Source organism: Proteiniborus ethanoligenes (assembly GCF_900107485.1).
In the GTDB taxonomy this organism is placed as follows: Bacteria; Bacillota; Clostridia; order Tissierellales; family Proteiniboraceae; genus Proteiniborus; species Proteiniborus ethanoligenes.
Window position 1 is genome coordinate 1 of record NZ_FNQE01000027.1, and the last position, 21,045, is coordinate 21,045.

Below are 21,045 nucleotides of genomic sequence, written 5' to 3' on the forward strand. Positions count from 1 at the left end.
TCAAAAAAATTATAGGTTCTATTAAGATTACTCTTTTTTAATTGTTTCTTTTATTTTCTTTAAAAATCATCTCTTGACATATTACCAGATTGCTCATAAAATAGAAATTTCACCTTGCCTTATAAGTCCAATATAGGTAAAATAGATCCAATTGTAATTATTACTTGTTACTGAAAAAACAAAAAAACAATGATGCAATTTATTATGATGTTTTAGCTTATGTAGACTACAATACTATATTTTAATAAACCTTTTATCGTTATACTTCCAATCATAATTCCCACTGACCATGAATCGGGTTTTCCCTTCTATAAAATCAAATTGAAGAATGACTGGAAATGAAATTAGTTCAAATTGTTCTTTACCAATATATTTCATTGGCATGTACGGCCAAAATAACGATGTATATATTTGCTTTGTTTCATTATCAAAGCTAATATCCCATGTCTCCTCTCCTTCCTCAAGCCTATAAGTTCCACAGTACTTTTCTATTTCCAGCATTTTATTGTCTTCTTCATAGTATTTATATCCGGCAGCTTCTGTTATTTCACGTACATAGCCATCCCAACATTCATCTGTTGTATCTATCTTTAACTTGTTACAGGACAAAACATCAAATATTTTTGCCATTTGCTCCTGTTCATAGGCTAAGCTATCAAATATGCTATCATCTCCTGTATATTCATGTGTTCTAAAAAAACCGTAAGGACCAGGAGCACTTAAAATAAGCTGTTTCCACCAATCACCACGAGCCTTAAAGGCTTTTTCAAAACTTGACTTCATATCTGGTCTATATAGGAAAATAATTAGTGGATTTAAAGGTCTGATAATTTCAAGTATTTGGTGAAAATAATCTTTAATCTGTTCTTCGTTCCAAGCACTGTTTAAAAGATATCTATCTACAGAGTGTAAAAAACACCCTTCTGTAATACAAACTTGCTTGCTTAGCTTAATCTCCTCTCTGAACTTTTCCCATTTCTGCAACATTATCTTTCTATTTATCTCCATACCATCTAATGTATGAATATCACCTTCTTCAAACTCTTCAAATCTTATGGGATGTTTTTGACACTCTTCATGAAGCCAATATGCTTTGTCCTGATATGCAATTTGTTTATATAGGCTCTTAGATGTAGTTGATTTTCCAACTGTTGAATGACCGTCCACAATGATTAATTGATGTTTCATTTTTGCCCTCCAATTTTATAAAAATTATACGAATATTATGACTTGTAATCATAAAAGCAATTTAGTAATCCTGCTTTAATTATGGTAGACAATAGTTTCTAAATCCCTCATTAAAGCATTTAAAGTACTCAATTGCCCCTATTAAATCATTCTCATCTTTATATATATTCATAACTCGTCCTATGGTTATTGCAAAATCTACATATCCATTTCTTTTTGCTGTAACAATATTTCCGTCTACAACAACATTCTGATTGATGAAAGGCTCCCTATTGCCATATTTTTTACATTCCATCGTCTTATATAATTTCTGAATAATCTAACCTTTTCATTCTGTTCTCTTGTTTATCCTTCAAATTTTTTACCACAACTTTACCTTATATTGAAAATTAGGACCTTGACTTCATTTGTTTTTAAGCATCTTCACCGTTTACTAGCTGAGCTAATGCACATCACTTCGAAATGACATACCATAATTTTTTTTATATATTTCAATGGCTATAAATCGTATATCATCTTCACTTAGCTTATTTAATTGAGCTAAGATATTGGTTTTAATATCTATTTGCGAATACTTGCCACTATTATCATAAATGTATTGAACAATATCTTTATATAGTTGTGTATTGGCTTTTGTATGGGTATTATTTACTTCCATACCTATTGAAGATGAATAGCATCCGCTTAGGATTAGGAATTGCATGTTGCCATAAGCCAATTCAGAAAGCTTAGCTCTATATTCACTCTCGCCAAGCCATGTGTTTCTTACTTTGTTTTTAGAATCAATAGAATGCTGGCTTTCATGAGCATAAATTGTTGTCTTAATTGAGTAATCCTTTTCAATTTTGTCAAAAATGTAACCTTGATATTTATCTTCAGGTATATTGTTGATTTTTGCTTCTTCAGCATTGATATTTGCCTGCTTAGTAACAAAATGAATTTGAATTTCTGGTGAGTAATATAATTCTAAGGGCTCCCTTTTCTCCTTTTCCATTTTAAAAACTCCAAATCTCTTTCTTAATTCCTGTACCTCATCAGCGTTATAAAGAGAAGCCAATTGAAGCATAGTATCATATGAATCATCAAGTATTACTCTGACAATTTCAGACGAATTTGAACTCCATCCTCCTACTCCTCCTTTTTTGTATCTCCAATTATCCAGCCCATTGCTGGCCATGTTTTTAAGTGTTACAACTGTTAGATTCGCCTCTTCTCCCCATAGGGTGAAATTTATCCTGGATTTATCTATAATCCTTCCGTGGTGTAATCCTAACATGCTCCCGTTTGCTTTTATGACCTCAATTTTTACATTAAACTTCTTCTCTATTTCTTTATTAAGGTTTTCTATCCATATTGAAGTGGCTCCAGAATTACATTCTGTTTCATGAAATAATGGTGCAATTATTTCATAGGCTGGTTTAATTCTTTCATAAAAAGTCAATTCCTCCACTTCGCCATTTATGCATCTCTCCTGGTAATAGTTATCAAGTAAGGACTTCATTCTATCCCTATATAACAAGTAGGTTTTTATTTCGTCAAGTTTATTCCTAATATCCTCATTTGTCTTATCCTGAGAATAGGCCTTTTCATATTCTATAGCTGCCTCATCATAGAGTACAAGATCTGTATAAAGCTCAGCCATTTTTAGATGATTCCTTTCATGTCTGTCCCTGACAGCATCTTTGTAAAGCTTATTCCATTCTAATATTCCTTTATACACATGATCCACGTTTTCATTTATAAGATTATCATTCTTCCATACACCATAAGCTTTTTCATACTCTTCTTCTTCAACATAAAGTCTATGCAATATAGCATTGACCTCTATACTATAGGGGTTATTTCTTGTTGCCACCTCCAGTATTTCTATAGCCTTCTTTATATTGTTAAGTTTTAGATAACAGTATCCAATTTCTTTGTATAAAAGTGCTAGTTCTGGATTAAGGGCTAATTTGCTTTTGTTAGAAGTTAATTCTATTGCCTTTTCATAGAATTCTATAGCTTTTTTAAATTTGCCCTTTGCCTTATAAATACTTCCAATTCCCTTAAAATGTTCAGGATTTTCGGGATTCAATCCTATAGCTCCCCTATATAACTTTTCTGCCCCTTCATAATTTTTAAAAATATGAAACTCCAAAAAACCATAAGCATTTAACCCCATGTCATTGTCTTTTATTATGTCATAGTTCTCCTCGAAAAACCTTCTTGCTTCTTTATATTTGATTGAGCTAATAAGTGCAGACACTTCTATCAGCATATCCATATTTTTCTTAGCTGGTTTTTCAATAGCCTTTGTTATACTAGTATTGCTTCTGCCTAAGATTAAAGTTAAAGACAATATTAGAGCAATTATCAATAAAACCCTTCTATCACTTACCTTCATAGAACTATCTCTCCTCAATTAGCATATAATCATATATTAATTGCAATGCATGCTAGTTTTTCAGAAATAATTGTTTTTAGAAACATAAAAATTTACTTCATTTTCTTGTCAACATCTTTCTAATCCCCTTAATCTTATTTCTTTTCTGCTGTTTTCTATCTCTTTCCAGAAGACTAAATATATACAGACTGTCTAAACCCTAACTCTTGAAATAGCTTTCTAAATGATTATTGGCAGATAAATAATCATTGGCAGACCTAAGAATACTTTGAGCTTTATAATCAAACAACATTACTAATTCTACCTCCATTCATTTTACATTATTAATATGCCTATCTACTTCTTACACTTACATTATAGGAAAATATTTTTCATTAAACATGTCACCCGAGTAACAAAAAAAGTAATAGAATCTATGTTACTTCAGTAACATAGATTCTATTACTTTTTTTAGAAATTATTAATCTAGGTAATGGTGTTCCATGGCATATATAATAGCCTTAGAACGCTCATTAACGTCGATTTTTTCATAGATACTGCGGATATGATTTTTTACAGTACCCACTGATAAATATAAACTTTTTGCAATTTCATTATTATTCATACCTCTTGCTACAAGGGTTAAAATCTCCTTTTCTCTATCTGTAAGTTCGTCTGATTGTCCTTTAGCTGTAGCGAAACGATCCCCAGATGAACTTGATTTATTTCGCTTAACACAAGCAATCACCTTAGCTGCAATCTCGGGCTGCATAATTGAATTTCCATTATATACATCCCTTATAGAACTTATAAGCTTTTCTGAAGGTAAATCCTTAAGAATATATCCTTCTGCTCCATTACACAAGGCATCGATGATATATTCATCATCATCAAAGGTGGTAAGAATAACTACTTTTATATGCGGATAATCCCTTTTAATGGCAGCGGTGCATTCTACTCCATCCATCACTGGCATCCGAATGTCCATTAGCACCACATCTGGTTCCTGAATCTTAATTTTTCTCAGTGCATCCTCCCCTGTATCTGCAAGTTCAATCACTGATATATCTTCTTCTAAATCCAAGATAGTCTTTAGCCCTTCTCTCATCAAACGTTGATCATCAACAATCATCACTTTAATTTTCACTGCTGACACCCCCTTTATATGGAATGGCTATTTGAGTACGAAATCCCTTACCAACTGTGCTGGAAAAGTAAGCTGTACCGTTCAAACTCTTAACTCTCTCCATAATCCCTTTTAATCCATAACCTTCTCTTACATGGGAACAACCCCTTCCATTATCAGAAATATCTAAATGCAATATATCTTCACTAATGGTTAAGAAAATGTTAATTTCCTCTGCAGCACCGTGACGAATAGCATTGGTAATAGACTCCTGTATCACCCTAAATAGGGCTACTTCCATAGCAGATGATAACTCAAGTTCCTGTAGCAGGCTTTCATGTAAATATACTTTAACATTGCTTATATCTTCAATGTCCTGGATAAGCTTATTAATTGCTCCTTTTAATGAACTGTTTTCTAGTATCTTGGGTCTAAGGGCTTTTATAGCATTTTTTACATCTATAAGCCCATCCCGGGTGGATTCCTGGGCTTTCTCAATTTCAACTTTAGCCTTTGATGAATCTACACCTATTAGCTTCTTACATGCCTCCAGCTGTACTAACACCGCTGTTAAGGTATGTGCAAGGGTGTCATGAATTTCTCTAGCCATTCTGTTCCTTTCCTTTTCAATAGATAATTCCTGAAGGTGAGATGAGGTGTTTATAAGTTGTTTGTATGCCTCTTCGAGCTCCTTGTTGACCTTTGCAATTCTCTCCCGCTCCCTAAACTGTAAGCTAGCCAGGTAGCTTATTATAAAGATTAATATGAATCCTAGTCCATAGGATACAAGTCTGCTCATATAAAAAGAAAAATAATCTAAAATCCGTATCTGATTAAGTGTATCTATTGTTAAAAGTGCAAATAGTGTAATTGCAGATAGACTGCCACCAAATATTAGAGAATGCATTGCAACAGATTCAAAAATAGTAGTAGTTAAGAAAAGTATAATGACAAAAACCGGTTGTAGTGATGCTATATATGCTCCCAATGCAAATTCCATGATAATACTAATTTTACTATACCAGTATAATTTATCATTCCCATAAAGATAAAATTGTCTAAAAAAACTGTTTATTACTAGTATAGAAGAAAATATTATTATCATATTTATTTTATTAGCTGTGTGATATTCTATGTACTCCAAGTAGCCAATGGCAAATAAAGCAATCTTTAAAATGGTATAAACAATTACGCCCTTTCCTTTAAGCATTTGAAGCCCCCTACTGAAACAATCTTCAATTTCATTAATACTTAATTTTTAGTTTTGATATAACCTAAATAGGTTTGTTTATGGCCTTTTTATATCATGTAAGCTTATATCTTTTCAAAAAATAAAATTTCGAGAACAATTGATTATTTTGGCTATAACCCGTCTTTTAATACCTAATGTGTTTTCTGCTGGGTCACCTTCATCCCTTCAGTCTCTATTAGATTAATTTTTCACTTCTCTTATTCTTATTTTACTTAGGTTGGCATTTCTCACAGTAGTAGATGCTACCGCCATAATAAGTTTCTTTCTTTATAATGGTGCCGCATTTTACGCAAGGGGAATCTACATTATTTTTACTCATCATAGTTTTATATCCGCCATTATTTCCGAAAAAGTCTTTTTCTGTATCCCTACCATTAAGGTCTGTCATCTCACAAAGTACAGACTTTATTGCCTTGAATAATTCGTGAAGCTGTTCATCGTCTAATGAGCTTACTTTAGTTTTTGGATTAACACTAGCATTCCATAGTATATCCTGTAGCACACCATTGCCTAGACCTGGTATTCTCTGTTCAGTAGCAAGAAAGACCTTTATGCTTAGCTTTTGCACCTCCTGTTGGGATATTAGTTTATTGAAATATTCCTCATCAAATTCTTCTGATAGTGGAGATGGTTTTTCCTTTGCGATTTTATAATATATGTTGTCAAATTCAGCTTCATCTCTAAAGCACCATATACCGCCATACATTTGAACTGTGGCACTAACCTTAGAAGAATCATCAAGCTCTAATAAAAGCTGATGTTTTGCAGGAGTCTTTTGCCCTTTCTCATGATACCTTAAATTTGCTCCATCGCCTATGAGTATTACTGCTGAATCTAGCTTAATATGTACTAGCCCCCCACAAGCAGTTGCATTTTGAATTGTGCTTCCTCTTAGAAGTTCTTTGTAATCCTGCGGTTCACCATGATACCATGCAAATTTATGAGAACTATAATTTGCGATAACATCCACAACTTTTCTTCCTTTTATTGTGTTATTAATTTGTTTGGCAATCGTCAACGCTTCAGGTATTTCTAACATAACTATTCCCCCAAAACCCTCAATATTTTATAATCATTCTACCATATTATTGTAAATAATGGCACTGCAAATTTATTTCATGGATAAAAGCGTGGAAGGCAAGGGGATAGTGATAGCAGGCTTCATAGATATAATATACAATTTAAAAACATGATTATACTTTTCTTATATATCTAATTACGTCAGAATTTTGTATTAATTTTATCGTCACTTATGGTGTGGCTCACCGTATCACTTTAACAGTGGTTTTTCAGTAAGTACTAAAGCACCTTGCCCAATACCAATGGCTTTCATTAACATTGCTCTATCTCTTTATAAAACGCTTGAATCACCTTACTAAATTCTAGCGGATACTGAAATGCAACATATGCATGACTCCCTCCAGGAATAACCACAACCCGACTTGACCTCAAAAGCTTTTGAAAATTTTCTATGCCTGCTTTTATCTCCTTCGACTTCCATTCCTCTTCACTCGGTAGCATTAAAACAGGACAGATAACATTTTCAAAGTACTTTTCGAATTTGATATCCCAAAAATCTTCTAAATATTTATCTATTACCCATTTGGGACAAGCAGATGTATATTTCCCATCTCCTGTTTCTGAACTATCATATATTTCGAATTCTTCGATTTGCTGATTCCACAGAATACCGCCTTGCTCATAATTCTGCTTTGCCATCTCAATTTTTTCAACTATTGAATCAAAAACAGGATTGTTTTTCTTTGCTCTCTTAGTTCGCAGTTCTATTTTTTTATTTGGTATTTCTTCTTTTGCTATATCGCACACACCATTTTTACCAAAGTAGTTCTGAATCGCACCTTCCGCTACAATAGACTGTATTCTTTCCGGAAAATGTGCTGCAAGATTTACTGCAATTTCCCCGCCTAAAGAACTTCCCACTATATGCGCCTTCTCTATTCCTAATTGATTCATAACATCTATAATATCTATTGCCATATTGTCTAATGTGTATCCATTTACTACTTTCCCTGACTTACCATGTCCTCTAAGGTCCAACGTAACTATGTGATATTTATTAATAAAATATGGTACAACTCCATTCCATTGTGCCAGATTTCCCCCTGAAAAATGTATAAACACAATCGTTTCTCCATTTCTAGGATACTGATTTACTTCTAATTCCGTTCCATTAACTTTAACTCTCAATTTCTCCAATATTTTGCCCTCCTAATATTAAACAATAATATCAATGTCGCTATGTTAAATATAAAAAACTATCATTTCCGATTTTTCCCAGTATAACACAATTCTAACTTATTCACAATAAATTAAGGTTTAATTAGAAAAGCAAGTGCTAAGCGTCTAAGTTACACAGTTATCAAATGTAACCCCTGCATCTAGCACTTACTTTCAAAAAACTGCTATTATTTATGATACGGTTCACCGAATCGCTTTAACTACGATTTTTTTGCAAAAAAAGAATACCTTTTAGTAAGATAATCTTCTCATTTTAATCAAATTCTATTTATGCCATCTAAATCAAAATAAACATTTCTTGCTTTAAACAAAATTATCATGGATAAAAATAATAAATTTTTTTATATCAACTAAATTATTCTTTAGAATACCATATATTATCTTTTTATCTATTTTTAGATATTCATGAGATAGTATATTTCTAAGTCCTACCATATTTCTATAAATCTTAGTTTCATCATCGTTAAAATATTTTTCCTTATTTAAGATACTAAATGCTTCACCTAGGGTCTCTGGATTACCTATATTATTATCTACTACAATATGAGTAGCAATATCAATCATCATATTTATAGCTATAAATAAATTGTATTCAACTACATCTTGTATGATATCATCCTGTAAAAATTCCTCTAAAGATATTGCCCTGAATCTTTCTATTTTATTTAAAGAAGTTGATAATTGATTTAATCTCTGTTTAATTACCTCTATATTAACCATTAGATTCCACCTCTTTTTTCAATCTATCTATCGTTCTGTCATAAGATAAATCTAGATATCTTTTTATATCATTATATTCAAATAAGGTTTTTACTTTATAACTGGTTTCTATAGCTCTATCACGAGTAAACAATACTATATTATTTTTATAAATTTCATATTTTAATAAAGGAGTTGCATCATTTAATATAATTAAATCAATTTCCCTTTTGCAAGTTTCTGATAAATTCATCTTAATTTCAAGATATGTTTCTATATCTATCCTTTTTTCTGAATATATTGCAATATCTATATCACTATCTACTCTTACCTTCCCTTGAGCATATGAACCAAAGATATAGGCAAAAGCTATATTTTCATTTTCCATTAAAATACTCTTGCACTTTTTAATGATATCCATATTATTCATCTCCCAAGTTATACTCAATATTACAATATTATTCTTACTAACTATTATATCATTATCAATAATTTATTAAACCACGATTTCAATTAATATCCTATAATATAAATTATAATACTTATAATACTTATAATACCCCAACTATACGAACATAATTACCCTACAAAAGACCTCAGTTATTTATGGTACAGTTCACTGAATCGCTTTAACTGCGGTCTTGTTATGCTAGATACAATGCTTGCCCCCTTAATCTAATATAATATATATCCGTTTAGCTTCATTCAATTTGAGCCATTCTAATTTCTATTTAAAAGCATCTTGACAGTAAAAACAAGACAATTGAAACGTCCCCAAGTCAATTTTGTAGAATTTCTACTTCAATATCAGTCAATTCATGTATCATGCCTAACACCAACCCCTTTAGTAGTATCTAAATTCATTATAGCATTACTAGTTGGTATTTTGAACTGTTAGGATTGAATTGTGGGATATTGAGTTTGGTAGGATAGTATCTTGGAGTCCCATAATATCTAATAGTAGCAGTAAAAAAAGTAGAGTATTAATACTCTACTTTATAGATAAACCTTCCCAATAGTCTATTATTTATCGCAAGTTTTCATAATTAAGGTTGTTCAATTCAAATAATAGATTGCCCTTCTTTCCTATTTCATATAATTTAAATTCTTCTATTATTGTTATTATTAAGTAATTACCAAATTTAATACCTAATTAAACATCTGGACCTATCCATAATCGTCCACTCTTTCTATTACCAACCCTGTATTTTGCATCATATATTTATGAACCTACTTTTATTTTTATTTCATAACTTTTAGGTTCAATATTATCTGCTCCTGGTAAAAATCTTTTATAGTCTTTCTTAATTCTTAATAAATTACTCTCAACATCATTCTTAGTGATGTTTGAAATAATAAATGTTTTTTTCATAGTTTGATTCTCCTTCTATTTATTTAAGGTTAAATCAATATCAGTTGTAATCTTTATATATTTTGTGTCTTCTGTATAGGGGTTCTCATCAGAGAATAACGACAAGGAGCATTTACTTGAAATCTATAACATCTAAAATAATTGCTAATATCAATTTGCAAATACTATTTTAAGTATTTTTCAATTATATTAATAAGTTTATTTAAAATCATTCTTATAAGAGTGCTTATTTTACTATCCTTGTTTAATCTTTTGGAGATTTGAGGACTCAATAAATAGTAAAGTTTAATAAACATTCTTCCAACACCATGGTTACTTAACACTTCGTCCCTAAAACACCTTAAAGTTAAAACCTCTGGAGCGTCGTATGAGCCATATACCTTTGTTGCTATATAGCATGCACCATGGTCTTGTTTATCTGGATTTTTGTTGTTTCCAATTGCATTTTCATATCCATCATAAGATAAATTATTATCACTATTTTTCTGACATGTATCGCTTAATATCTTAGCTTCAACCTTTGATACATTTTTAATGTTTAAAATGGTTACTTCAAACCCATACACACCATCTACATCGCCTATAGAGCTCACTTCTATTTCCATATAATCATTTGGATTTTGTCCTATTACAATCTTTTCATCCTTATTATTATAAAAAGACAAGCCTACTTTTATTAAGGAGTCTTCTGCCATACCTACATAAAGAGATATTATAATATATCTTTCCACTTCATCTTTTACTTTAATATATACATCCTTTATAATAGATTGTTTAAAGTGCTCAACATCTGTTGAAATCATCATTTCATTTTCAGTACCATATCGTTTTTCACTTAAGATATGTACGTAATTTTGAACATGGTGTTGATAATTTCCTAAATGTGGTATAATTTTCTCCTTAATAAAATCTAATATCTTATCAAATGGAAACATATGATAAAGATTTATAAGAAATGTTGATAATTCTGGCAATAAATATGATTTCGATGAATAAAATAATTCAGATGATAGAATGTTACCAATTATACCTAATATTATATGCACAAGGTTATTAATTTGCTTATTGTATTCGATTACAGAAACTTCATCCCTATAAATCAAATCCTGAGATAACCCACAAAAACACATTAACAAATCTTTGGACAAATCTATGTTCCAATTAAAATTCATATTCCCCACGAAATCTAATAGTATTGATCTCGCAAGGTATTCCCAAACTTTACTATCTTCTTTCCCCTTTCTTGTATTAATATAATTGTCTATTTCAATAATAACTGGTCTCAAATTCTTTGCTTTAAGTGCCATATTAAAATCGTAATCTAATTGAGCTAAGTATAACTGACCATTAATCTCATATTTTGATTTCATTATATACGAAAAATCATTTTGAGTTGTTACCATACCACCACTAGGAATGCATTTTTGATTACAGTAATCATTGAATAGCATGGGGAATTCATTTTCAACTGTTAGTTGTTGCTTAATATTATTTACATTGTTACCTTCTGGGATTGCTTTATATAGCTTTTCAAGGATATTGCTTGCAATATAATAGTCAGAAAAAAATAAACGTTCATATATAGATATTTTAGACATCAATGTATACACCATAGAATAGAATAATATACAGTTATCGTGCATAATGGAATTATAACAATAAATAAATATATCGCCATATGATAGTGAACTTCTATCAATCGAAAAAAACACTAGATCAATATCTGACTTGTTTTCTTCAATTACATTAGTTTTATAAAAAAAACTATTAGCTACCTCCCACTTCAAAGTACCTATTTGACGCCTTACTACAGACTCAAGTATGACTATAAGTAGTTTCGAACACTCTAGATTTAATCCACATATTTCACTTACTTCTGTCCCCATATTTAATGAAAAAATCTCTTCTAGTCTTTTTAAAGAATTATACCCTCCTCCCAAAACTTCTTCCAGTTTTTTGAACTTCATAGGATTTTTTTCAGTGTCCATATCTTTCCCTCCAATACCCATTTATCACCCTAATTATATAATAAAGCTAAATATTTACAACTGTCTTATTGATATTATGCAAACTAATAAATTATGAGGTCACTTATGATAAGGTTCACCCTTCATTATCCTAAATCCTCTATATATTTGCTCTAATAGTATTACTCTTATTAATTGATGAGGGAAGGTCATTTTGGAAAAGGATAGTTTGAGATTGCTTTTTTGTAGGACTTCTTTTGATAGACCTAAAGAACCTCCAATAATGAAGGTTATGTCGTTTATTCCTTCTATCATTAGAGATTCTATTTTTTCTGAAAGCTCTTCTGAGGTTAGGCTTTTGCCTTTTATCTCTAGAGAGATTATGTATGAGTTTGCTGGGATTTTTGAGAGGATTTTTTCTCCTTCTTTTTCTTTGACTTGATCCATTTCTTTGTTGCTTAGGTTTTCTGGGGCTTTTTCATCTTCTACTTCTATAATCTCAAGACTACAGTATCTTGATAACCTTTTTGAATATTCTTTTATTCCTTCTTGCATAAATTTTTCTTTTATTCTTCCAACTGAAACAATGCGTATTTTCATCGTTGCCTCCAATGTATTGTAGCTACAGCCAAGTATCGACTTTTTTCATTAACTTATAATTTGTTAAATCATAATGCAGTGGTGTCATAGTTATATAGCCTTTTCTTAAATAATATCTATCTGTTCCTTCTTCAACATTTTCATTGTATCTTCCATCTAGCTTAAGTGTTATTTCATCTTCTCCATTTTTATTTTCAACAAAGTAGTAATCATACACTACGCCACCGATTTTACATACTTTGATTCCTTTTATGTCTTCTTCTTTAATACAAGGAAAATTTACGTTAAGAACTATGTTGTTCTTTACTAAATCCTCTTTCACCTTTTCAAATATTTGCTTTGCATATTTGGCTGCAGTTGTGAAGCAATCTGGTTCTTCTCCTAGCTGACAGGATAGCGCCATAGAAGGTATATTATAGAGATTTCCTTCGATAGCAGCTGATACAGTACCTGAATACAATATGTCTGCTCCTATATTTAACCCTAGGTTTATACCTGAAAGTATCATGTCCACATGTCCATCTACTAGCTTATCTAATGCTACCCTTACGCAGTCTGCTGGTGAGCCTGATATGCTATAGGACTTAGATTTAATCCCTGGAACTTCTACTCTTTTTACTAGTATAGGCTTTGTCAGTGTGATTGAGTGACTAGAAGCACTTCTTTGCCCTTCTGGTGCCACTATTATTAGTTCATAATCTTTTTCAAACTCTTTAGCTAAGGCTTGAATACCTATAGCATCTATACCATCGTCATTAACTAAAAGTAATCTCATACTTTGCCTCCTAAAATGTCTTAGTTTATTATTTTCTTTACCCCATTAAATATAAACCTACTAGCTTATAGAAGTAGCTTACTTATACAACCAGATATCTAGGCTGTCTATCGCAAAACTCACATGTGTGCGGACTTGTCCAGTCAGTAAAATTCACTTTATCAAGCTCATAAATATCAGGTGACTGTTCATAGGCTTCTACAAATTCTTCTATAGCTATGTCTAGATGATCATTACAAACTACATACATCTAACCACCCCAAACTATTATTTATATAAGTATTTCATATATAGTATTTACAAAGAAAATATTTTTACAACATTATTAGAACAAAAAAGGCTTGCAATTATTTCTGTCAAGCCTTTTTATAATTAAAAATTATATACCTTAGTTGGTTTGTCTCTATAAGTTAAGTCTAGGCTTATGTCACTAGTTATACTAATTCCACTTTCTGTTAATATTCCTGCTACAGTTTCATATGCTAATTCTGGAAAGTTATTTTCCTTGCTTAAGTGTCCTAGCAATATACATTCATTGTTCCCAGATATTACTTCTGTTAATAATCTGCCTGCATCATCATTTGAAAGATGTCCATGCTCTCCTAATATTCTCTTTTTAAGAAACCAAGGATAACTGCCAACCTTAAGCATTTGGACATCATGATTTGATTCTATCATTAATAAATGAGAGTTTTTAATGTTTTCTTTTACTTCTTGGCTTACATAACCTGTATCTGTAACTATACTGATTTTAATATTATTATGATAAAAACTATATCCAACTGGTTCAACTGAATCATGAGATATATTAAATGGATGAATGTTTAAATCCTTTATTTCAAAAATTTTATTTGTATCAAATACCATTATATTTTCTTCTTTTACTTCGCCTATTTCAGATTTCATACTTAGCCAAGTGTTCTCGTTAGCATATATAGGTATATTAAATCTTCTTGATAAAATACCTACTCCATGAATATGGTCTTTATGCTCATGGGTAACTAATATCCCATTGATTGTACTAGGCTCTACTCCTATGGATATGAGAGACTCTTGAATTCTTTTTCCGCTTAGCCCTGCATCTACTAAAAGCTTTACTTTATCCGTCTCTATATATTGACAGTTCCCACTGCTACCACTGGCTAGTGAGCAAAATTTTATTGACATATATTTTCCTCCAACTATTGCTTTCTATTTATCTTAATCTATTATTTAGCTACAGAAATATTATAACATAAATAAATAGTATGTAAAAATTTAAGGTTATGACCTATTCCCTAATCCTATATATTTTGGCTCCAAGACTTAAAAGCTTTTGTTCTATATTTTCATATCCTCTATCTATATGAAATGCATCATCTACTTCTGTTTTCCCATTTCCAATAAGACCTGCAACTATTAAGGCAGCACCTGCTCTTAAATCGGTAGCCTTTACTTTTGCTCCACTTAAACAATCTACGCCTTCAATAATAGCTACTCTTCCGTCTACTTTAATATTTGCACCCATTCTCTTTAGCTCATCTATATATTTAAATCTAGCTTCATATACGTTTTCGGTTATTATGCTTATGCCTTCTGCTACGGATAACATAGCTGCCATAGGCTGCTGAAGATCTGTTGGAAAGCCTGGATACGGTAGAGTCTTTACATCTACTCCTCTAATTTTTCCATCTGAAATTATTCTAACTGACTCATCATATTCTATTACCTCAACGGAGGTTTCTCTAAGCTTTGCTATTATTGATTCAAGATGCTTTGGTATTACGTTGTTTACTGTTACATCTCCTCCAGTAGCTGCTGCCGCTACCATATATGTGCCTGCCTCTATTTGATCAGGTATGACGCTATATGTGCATCCGTGAAGCTTGTCTACTCCTCTAATTTTGATTACATCTGTGCCTGCTCCTCTTATATCTGCCCCCATTGTATTTAAAAAGTTGGCTACATCCACTATATGAGGCTCTTTGGCTGCGTTTTCTATTGTAGTTGTGCCTTCTGCACCTACTGCCGCTAGCATTATATTTATTGTAGCTCCTACGCTTACCACATCAAGATATATTTTTGCACCTATTAATTTTTCTGCTTTACATTTAATTACTCCATGCTCTATCTCTACTGTTGCTCCAAGAGCTTCGAAGCCTTTTATATGCTGGTCAATAGGTCTAGTTCCAATGTCACATCCACCTGGATAAGCTACTTCTACTTCTCCAAAACGACTAAGACCTGCACCTAATAAATAATATGATGCTCTTATTTTTCTAGATAAATCATATGGTGCTACAAATTTCTTCATATTACTAGTGTCTATTACCATAGTTCCACTTTCATCAAATTCTATCCTTGCACCAATAGAAGACATTATCTCTGAAATATTATATATATCCTTTATCCTTGGAAGATTTTCAATAACACACCTATCTCCAGCCAATAGTGCTGCTGGTATAATAGGTAAAGCTGCATTTTTAAATCCACTTATATTAACTATTCCGTTTAGTTTATATCCACCCTCAATTATTAATTTATCCATATTATGTACCTACTGACCTAAGTCAGTATGTGTCACCTCTCTTTCAATTTTTGGCTAATAAACAAAAAAATATAGAAGAAACACTATATTTCTTCTATTTATCTTTGCAAAATCCTCTATTTTATTTAATTATCCTCTAAAAATATTTTTGTTCCATCATTGAATACAATTCGCCAAACTGGGGCAGCCTTTCCACCTTTCGTATTTCTAGGGTCGCTGGCCCCTATATACTTTTGAGGGTCTAAATAATAACATATTGATATATCTTCTATTGTCTTTCCAAATATTTCTTCCATGGTTAGGAGCTTAAGTAAAGCTCTAGGCGCAGACATGATGGTTATCTTTGTTGAATCATAAGGCTCTGCAGACTCTATCCAATATCTTTCAAATTTATTTATACCAGTCAAACCAATATTAAACCTCATATAGCTCTTTTCAAAATAATAGTCATCAATGATTTTAGTATATTCGATATAGTAAGCCCCTTCTTTATATGTTGCTATACTTAATCTATAATCTCCTAAATCGAATCCCATATCCTTGATAAACTCCTCAGCTAAATCCTTAGCCATTTGAGTTGTTAAGCTATTAAACCTGTGCCTTGTACCTTCATCTTCATATATAATTTCGTTGCCATTTCTTACTGCAACTTTTTTTTCATTATCTATATAATATACATTTCCCTTTATAGTCTCAGTAGTGTAATTTTCGCCTAAGAATTTGTTGGCTATATTTTGGGGGTCGTAGGTTTCATATTTCATACTGAATAGTGGTAAAGAAGGTATATTTCTAGGAATTTCTACAGCTAATTTTATGTCTTTTTCTAGTAAAAAAACTTTCACATCCTCAATAAAGCCTTCTCCTACCATAGGGGCATCTATACTTCTGCTATTTATCAGCACATAGACCAAAAAAACATTTGTGATGATAAAGGCAATTATAAGAATATTTTTCGCCTTTGACCAGTCCATATTTACTTCACCATCCAATGAATTTATTGCCTTGGATTCCCCCCGTTTTCTACATAACCATCATAAGCATCAAATATATAGCTATAACCTGCCACATCTATTATCCATGTTGGCTTTAAAACTTGATTTTCTTCAGCTAGGTTATCATAATATACTAAATAGGCATCCTTAATGGATGATTTAACAGCTTCGTCTAAATCAATATCTATTGCCTCTTCTATGGCTATTTCATTATCTTCAATATACCTAGTTTTAATAAAGCTATAGTTTTTATCAATTATATCATAAGCTGATAACATGCTTTTATATCCACTTTTAGGCTTTACCTTCCCTATTTGCTCCCAAATACGCCTTTTATAGGACCTAACCTGATTGTTCAGCACTTCAATTTCTATGGAGTTTATCTCTCCACTGTAGTCTGAAATTACAGTTAATCCATCCATCTTATATTTAAATATAAATTTGTAACCTTTAGTATTATCAAATTGAATCTCGTCTATCTTAAAGAGATATGTATCCTTAGGCCATCCTAAATGAGTGTTTATAAAATCTATAGAATTGCTAAGACTAGAGTGTAGATTTCCCTCTTCTACATCTGCTTCTATGGCTTTAAAATATTCAAGGGTTCCATTTTCATGTATCTTTAGTGTTCTTTGGCTATCTATGTATATTACTGAGCCATTGTTTTCTTCAATTCTTCTTATATATGCCAAGTCTCTGTCAAAAAATAATCTCGCTATACTATCTTCTTCAACCTCACTATTAACATCGATCTCCTGCCTGACATATACCTGTGATAGATTAAAATTCATCTCTAGTGGAAGATATGTACTATTATCAGCAGCCAATAGTTCAGTAATTGTATAGGCTCTAGTATAGTTGCTTTTACTGATTTTATCAATTACATCTCTCAGGCTCTCTACATCAAGTTTAGGACCGCTAATCTTATAGTATTTAGAATCATCCCCAAGAACAATAAAACTATCTCTTGCAGAATCTAAATTTATGTAGATGCTATTAATCTTTTTTACAGAATCATTCATAGAAGATGTAATATCTCCACCAAACATTTTACTAAAGATAAATGTATATAGCTCATCAGGAAAATAAAAGTAAATAGACCTTCTTTTGCTTATGCTTTCAAGCTCTTCATTGCCTATTTCTTCAATAATTAAGTTTTTTGACTGAAACACTACTTTAAGTATCTCTTTACTTTTATCCCAAAGCTCATAATCCTCATCAAAATACAATACTGCCCGATTCTTACCACCAAAATTAACTATGTATTTCTCAGGTAGTATGAAATCTGGCAAAGTGTATTCTTTCCCACTAGTTGATTCTTGTCCAAATGCAAAGGAAGATAATAATTCCGATGGAAATTCAATCCACAGCTGCTGAGCAAGATAAATTGTAGTCAAAACTAGAAAAGCCAATAGAAAAGATTTTATTCTCTCTATATTCTTCATTTTATCATCTCCACTAGATGATATAATTATTTGCTATTAATCATTGTTTTTATAACATCGGTAATAGGTATAAGCGGTGCCTTTTTAGCATTAGATAATATCTTATCTACGTCATCCGTTCCCATACAAAGAATATACTTAGTGTCTATATGAGAAATAATACCATTACTTTTTATAGCAACAATTTTATAAAGACCTTTTTTAAGTTTTATTTCTTTAGAATATGTTCCTAGGTCTTTTATTTGAATATCTTCTGTCAATAGCAATGTGTAATCTTCATCTTTAATGGTTTCAGCTATTTGCAAATCTTCTCTTGTAGAAACATTTGAGTTTAAATAAACTTCCAAAGTAACATTTGAACCTTCTTTGCCTTTAATAGTAATTAAAACAATATCCTCTTCTGTTTGAATTCCATTTTCGCTATTTACAATTAAGTCAATTTCTTTTTCACTTTTTTGAGCTTCTACATTGGTAGCCTGTTTGAGAGTCGTGCTACCACCTCCAGCAAATCCAACAACGCTGGTGATGCTAACAGCTGCCAATACTAATACCATTGTAAGGAACTTTCTAGACATATTTATGCCTCCCCTATACTACATAATACTACATTTTCATTATATACTATGTTTGTTACAGATATATTACAGGGTAATTAAATTTAAATTACACAATTTATTTACTCTAAAGGAAATATTATGTCAACTGTAGTCCCGCTTTTATACTGGCTTTGAATTTGTATTTCACCACTATGTGCTTCTACTATTTGTTTTGCAATTGAAAGTCCCAGACCTGTCCCGCCCATTTCTCTAGATCTAGCCTTATCAACTCTATAAAATCTTTCAAATATTCTGCTCATATCTTCTTTTGGAATACCTATTCCATCATCCTTAACTGTAATAATAACTTTTTCTCCTTCTGGCTTTGCAGTAATTTCAATAACGCCATTTTCTGGAGTGTACTTAATAGCATTTGTAATAATATTTAGTATAACCTGTTCAATACCATCTTTATCAGCGGTTATATGCCCAATGTTTTCCTCTAGCTGCAATTTTATCTCTTGTTTCTTTTCTTCCGCAGCCATTTTAATTTTTAAATATATTTTTTCTAGTAGCTCATTTATATCTAGAGATTTTTTATTCCATTTTGTTTGTTTATAGTCAAGGTCAGATAGCTGTAATAAGCTTCTTACTATTCTTGCCATTCTGTCACATTCATCATCTACTATTGATAGAAAGTTCATTGCAATATCTTTGTCCCCAATAGCCCCATCCATTAAAGTTTCTGTGTAGCTTTTTATGGTCGTTATAGGAGTCTTAAGCTCATGTGATACATTGGCTACAAATTCCTTTCTCATGTTTTCAAGCTTTTGCTGCTCAGTTATGTCTTGGAATACTATTATCATACCACCTATATTTTCCTTTTCATCTATAAGGGGAGCATACTCTGCATTATAAACATTTGAATCTAGTTGTATTATTTCATTTCCTCTCCATTTATTTTCACTCATAATACTACTAAGGGTTATTCTATTATTTTTTTCATCAAACAATTCATCGTATTTGACTGTGCTTAGGTCTTCATGCTTGAGTTTTAGCATATCTAATGCAACAGGATTTGCGTGTATGATTTGGCCATCTAAAGATACAGCTATAACACCATCGGCCATATGTGTGATTATGGTGTCAAGCTTGCTTTTTTCTTTATTTACCTCGGCCAAGGTGCTTTTTAGTTTTAATGTTAGATGGTTAAACATGCTTGCTAGTTGTCCAATTTCATCATCAGATTTTACTTCAACTACTTGGTCAAAATCTCCCTTCGCCATTCTTTCAGCCTTTTTCGTCACATCATTAATAGGTACTGTAATGCTTCTAGCTATTAAGAAGCCTATCAGTACCGTAATCCCAAGGGCAAGCAAGGTTGCCTTGATTAATATTATTTTAGATTCTTCTAATGTATCATACATATCTGTCATATCCGATGTTATATATATGATTCCCTTAACCTTACCTTCTTCAGTTAAAATAGGATATGCTAAGTGCTTTGCTTTATTTGATCCATTGTCTATAGAGCTATAGCCTTCCTGCTTCTCCCCGTACTTTTTTGCATCAATAATAAGCTCTGCTTGAATCTGCCCTATACTAAAAGCACTTTGTCCTAATATTTTGTTATTACTTGAATTACTGGCTATAATAAGCGCTATGCTTGAATTATCTATAACATAGATAACCTCGGTTGCATATACAGGAAGCCTTTTTACATCTGTTTGAATTTCTTCTTTTACTATATTCCAATCATCGTTTTTAGATATATTATTTGACATATTAACTAAGTTTCTTACTCGTGATTCCATCATTCTAGTGGTTTGATTTAAATGATTATCCTCAAACTTTTTTATAATAAAAGCCATAACTATAACCATTGCAATAAAAACCAGGAGGAAATATACAGTTATAAACTTCCACCTTATGCTTTTAAACATAA

The 21,045-nt window shown here is 31.5% G+C and carries 20 protein-coding genes; all 20 read right to left on the bottom strand.

Annotated features, from left to right (window positions below):
- Positions 1 to 234: 234 nt before the first annotated feature.
- Positions 235 to 1,188 carry a P-loop NTPase family protein gene (locus tag BLV37_RS11210; RefSeq protein ID WP_091731437.1) on the bottom strand — a complete coding sequence of 318 codons (954 nt, stop codon included), beginning with the start codon at positions 1,186 to 1,188 and terminating at the stop codon, positions 235 to 237.
- 79 nt (positions 1,189 to 1,267) lie between these two features.
- Complete coding sequence (locus BLV37_RS11215; RefSeq protein ID WP_091731440.1) at positions 1,268 to 1,483, bottom strand: type 1 glutamine amidotransferase family protein; 216 nt, start codon at positions 1,481 to 1,483, stop codon at positions 1,268 to 1,270.
- 147 nt (positions 1,484 to 1,630) lie between these two features.
- Entirely contained in the window at positions 1,631 to 3,571 is a 1,941-nt protein-coding gene (locus BLV37_RS11220; RefSeq protein ID WP_091731442.1) for a tetratricopeptide repeat protein, read from the bottom strand.
- A gap of 460 nt (positions 3,572 to 4,031) precedes the next feature.
- The gene (locus BLV37_RS11225; RefSeq protein WP_176967968.1) at positions 4,032 to 4,682 is read right to left on the bottom strand and encodes a response regulator transcription factor; all 651 of its coding nucleotides are present in this window, start codon (positions 4,680 to 4,682) and stop codon (positions 4,032 to 4,034) included.
- Between the two features lie 4 nt (positions 4,683 to 4,686).
- The gene (locus tag BLV37_RS11230; RefSeq protein WP_091731446.1) at positions 4,687 to 5,886 is read right to left on the bottom strand and encodes a sensor histidine kinase; all 1,200 of its coding nucleotides are present in this window, start codon (positions 5,884 to 5,886) and stop codon (positions 4,687 to 4,689) included.
- Between the two features lie 250 nt (positions 5,887 to 6,136).
- The gene (locus BLV37_RS11235; RefSeq protein WP_091731449.1) at positions 6,137 to 6,967 is read right to left on the bottom strand and encodes a DNA-formamidopyrimidine glycosylase family protein; all 831 of its coding nucleotides are present in this window, start codon (positions 6,965 to 6,967) and stop codon (positions 6,137 to 6,139) included.
- A gap of 293 nt (positions 6,968 to 7,260) precedes the next feature.
- Complete coding sequence (locus tag BLV37_RS11240; RefSeq protein ID WP_176967963.1) at positions 7,261 to 8,145, bottom strand: alpha/beta hydrolase; 885 nt, start codon at positions 8,143 to 8,145, stop codon at positions 7,261 to 7,263.
- 345 nt (positions 8,146 to 8,490) lie between these two features.
- Positions 8,491 to 8,907, bottom strand: a complete 417-nt coding sequence (hepT, locus tag BLV37_RS11245) for a type VII toxin-antitoxin system HepT family RNase toxin (protein ID WP_091731455.1) — start codon at positions 8,905 to 8,907, stop codon at positions 8,491 to 8,493.
- Positions 8,900 to 9,307: a type VII toxin-antitoxin system MntA family adenylyltransferase antitoxin gene (mntA, locus tag BLV37_RS11250; protein ID WP_091731457.1), complete on the bottom strand. Its 408-nt coding sequence runs from the start codon at positions 9,305 to 9,307 to the stop codon at positions 8,900 to 8,902. Before mntA ends, hepT begins: the two co-directional genes overlap by 8 nt.
- 801 nt (positions 9,308 to 10,108) lie before the next feature.
- Entirely contained in the window at positions 10,109 to 10,258 is a 150-nt protein-coding gene (locus BLV37_RS15090) for a hypothetical protein (protein ID WP_176967964.1), read from the bottom strand.
- 164 nt (positions 10,259 to 10,422) lie between these two features.
- A complete protein-coding gene (locus BLV37_RS11255; RefSeq protein ID WP_091731460.1) occupies positions 10,423 to 12,246 on the bottom strand; it encodes a CFI-box-CTERM domain-containing protein in 1,824 nt (607 codons plus the stop codon).
- 99 nt (positions 12,247 to 12,345) lie between these two features.
- Complete coding sequence (gene rlmH, locus BLV37_RS11260; RefSeq protein WP_091731462.1) at positions 12,346 to 12,825, bottom strand: 23S rRNA (pseudouridine(1915)-N(3))-methyltransferase RlmH; 480 nt, start codon at positions 12,823 to 12,825, stop codon at positions 12,346 to 12,348.
- Positions 12,826 to 12,847: 22 nt separating this feature from the next.
- Positions 12,848 to 13,600, bottom strand: a complete 753-nt coding sequence (gene surE / locus BLV37_RS11265; protein WP_091731465.1) for a 5'/3'-nucleotidase SurE — start codon at positions 13,598 to 13,600, stop codon at positions 12,848 to 12,850.
- 82 nt (positions 13,601 to 13,682) lie between these two features.
- Complete coding sequence (locus BLV37_RS11270; RefSeq protein ID WP_091731468.1) at positions 13,683 to 13,850, bottom strand: CxxH/CxxC protein; 168 nt, start codon at positions 13,848 to 13,850, stop codon at positions 13,683 to 13,685.
- Positions 13,851 to 13,972: 122 nt separating this feature from the next.
- Positions 13,973 to 14,761, bottom strand: a complete 789-nt coding sequence (locus tag BLV37_RS11275) for an MBL fold metallo-hydrolase (protein ID WP_280140143.1) — start codon at positions 14,759 to 14,761, stop codon at positions 13,973 to 13,975.
- Positions 14,762 to 14,870: 109 nt separating this feature from the next.
- The gene (locus BLV37_RS11280) at positions 14,871 to 16,127 is read right to left on the bottom strand and encodes a UDP-N-acetylglucosamine 1-carboxyvinyltransferase (protein WP_143031512.1); all 1,257 of its coding nucleotides are present in this window, start codon (positions 16,125 to 16,127) and stop codon (positions 14,871 to 14,873) included.
- Between the two features lie 125 nt (positions 16,128 to 16,252).
- On the bottom strand, positions 16,253 to 17,116 hold the full coding sequence (yycI, locus tag BLV37_RS11285; protein ID WP_091731473.1) for a two-component system regulatory protein YycI: 864 nt from the start codon (positions 17,114 to 17,116) through the stop codon (positions 16,253 to 16,255).
- Between the two features lie 5 nt (positions 17,117 to 17,121).
- Positions 17,122 to 18,564, bottom strand: a complete 1,443-nt coding sequence (locus tag BLV37_RS11290) for a YycH family regulatory protein (protein ID WP_091731476.1) — start codon at positions 18,562 to 18,564, stop codon at positions 17,122 to 17,124.
- Positions 18,565 to 18,590: 26 nt separating this feature from the next.
- A complete protein-coding gene (locus BLV37_RS11295) occupies positions 18,591 to 19,139 on the bottom strand; it encodes a hypothetical protein (protein ID WP_091731479.1) in 549 nt (182 codons plus the stop codon).
- Between the two features lie 101 nt (positions 19,140 to 19,240).
- Positions 19,241 to 21,043, bottom strand: a complete 1,803-nt coding sequence (locus tag BLV37_RS11300) for a sensor histidine kinase (RefSeq protein ID WP_091731481.1) — start codon at positions 21,041 to 21,043, stop codon at positions 19,241 to 19,243.
- Between the last annotated feature and the right edge of the window lie 2 nt (positions 21,044 to 21,045).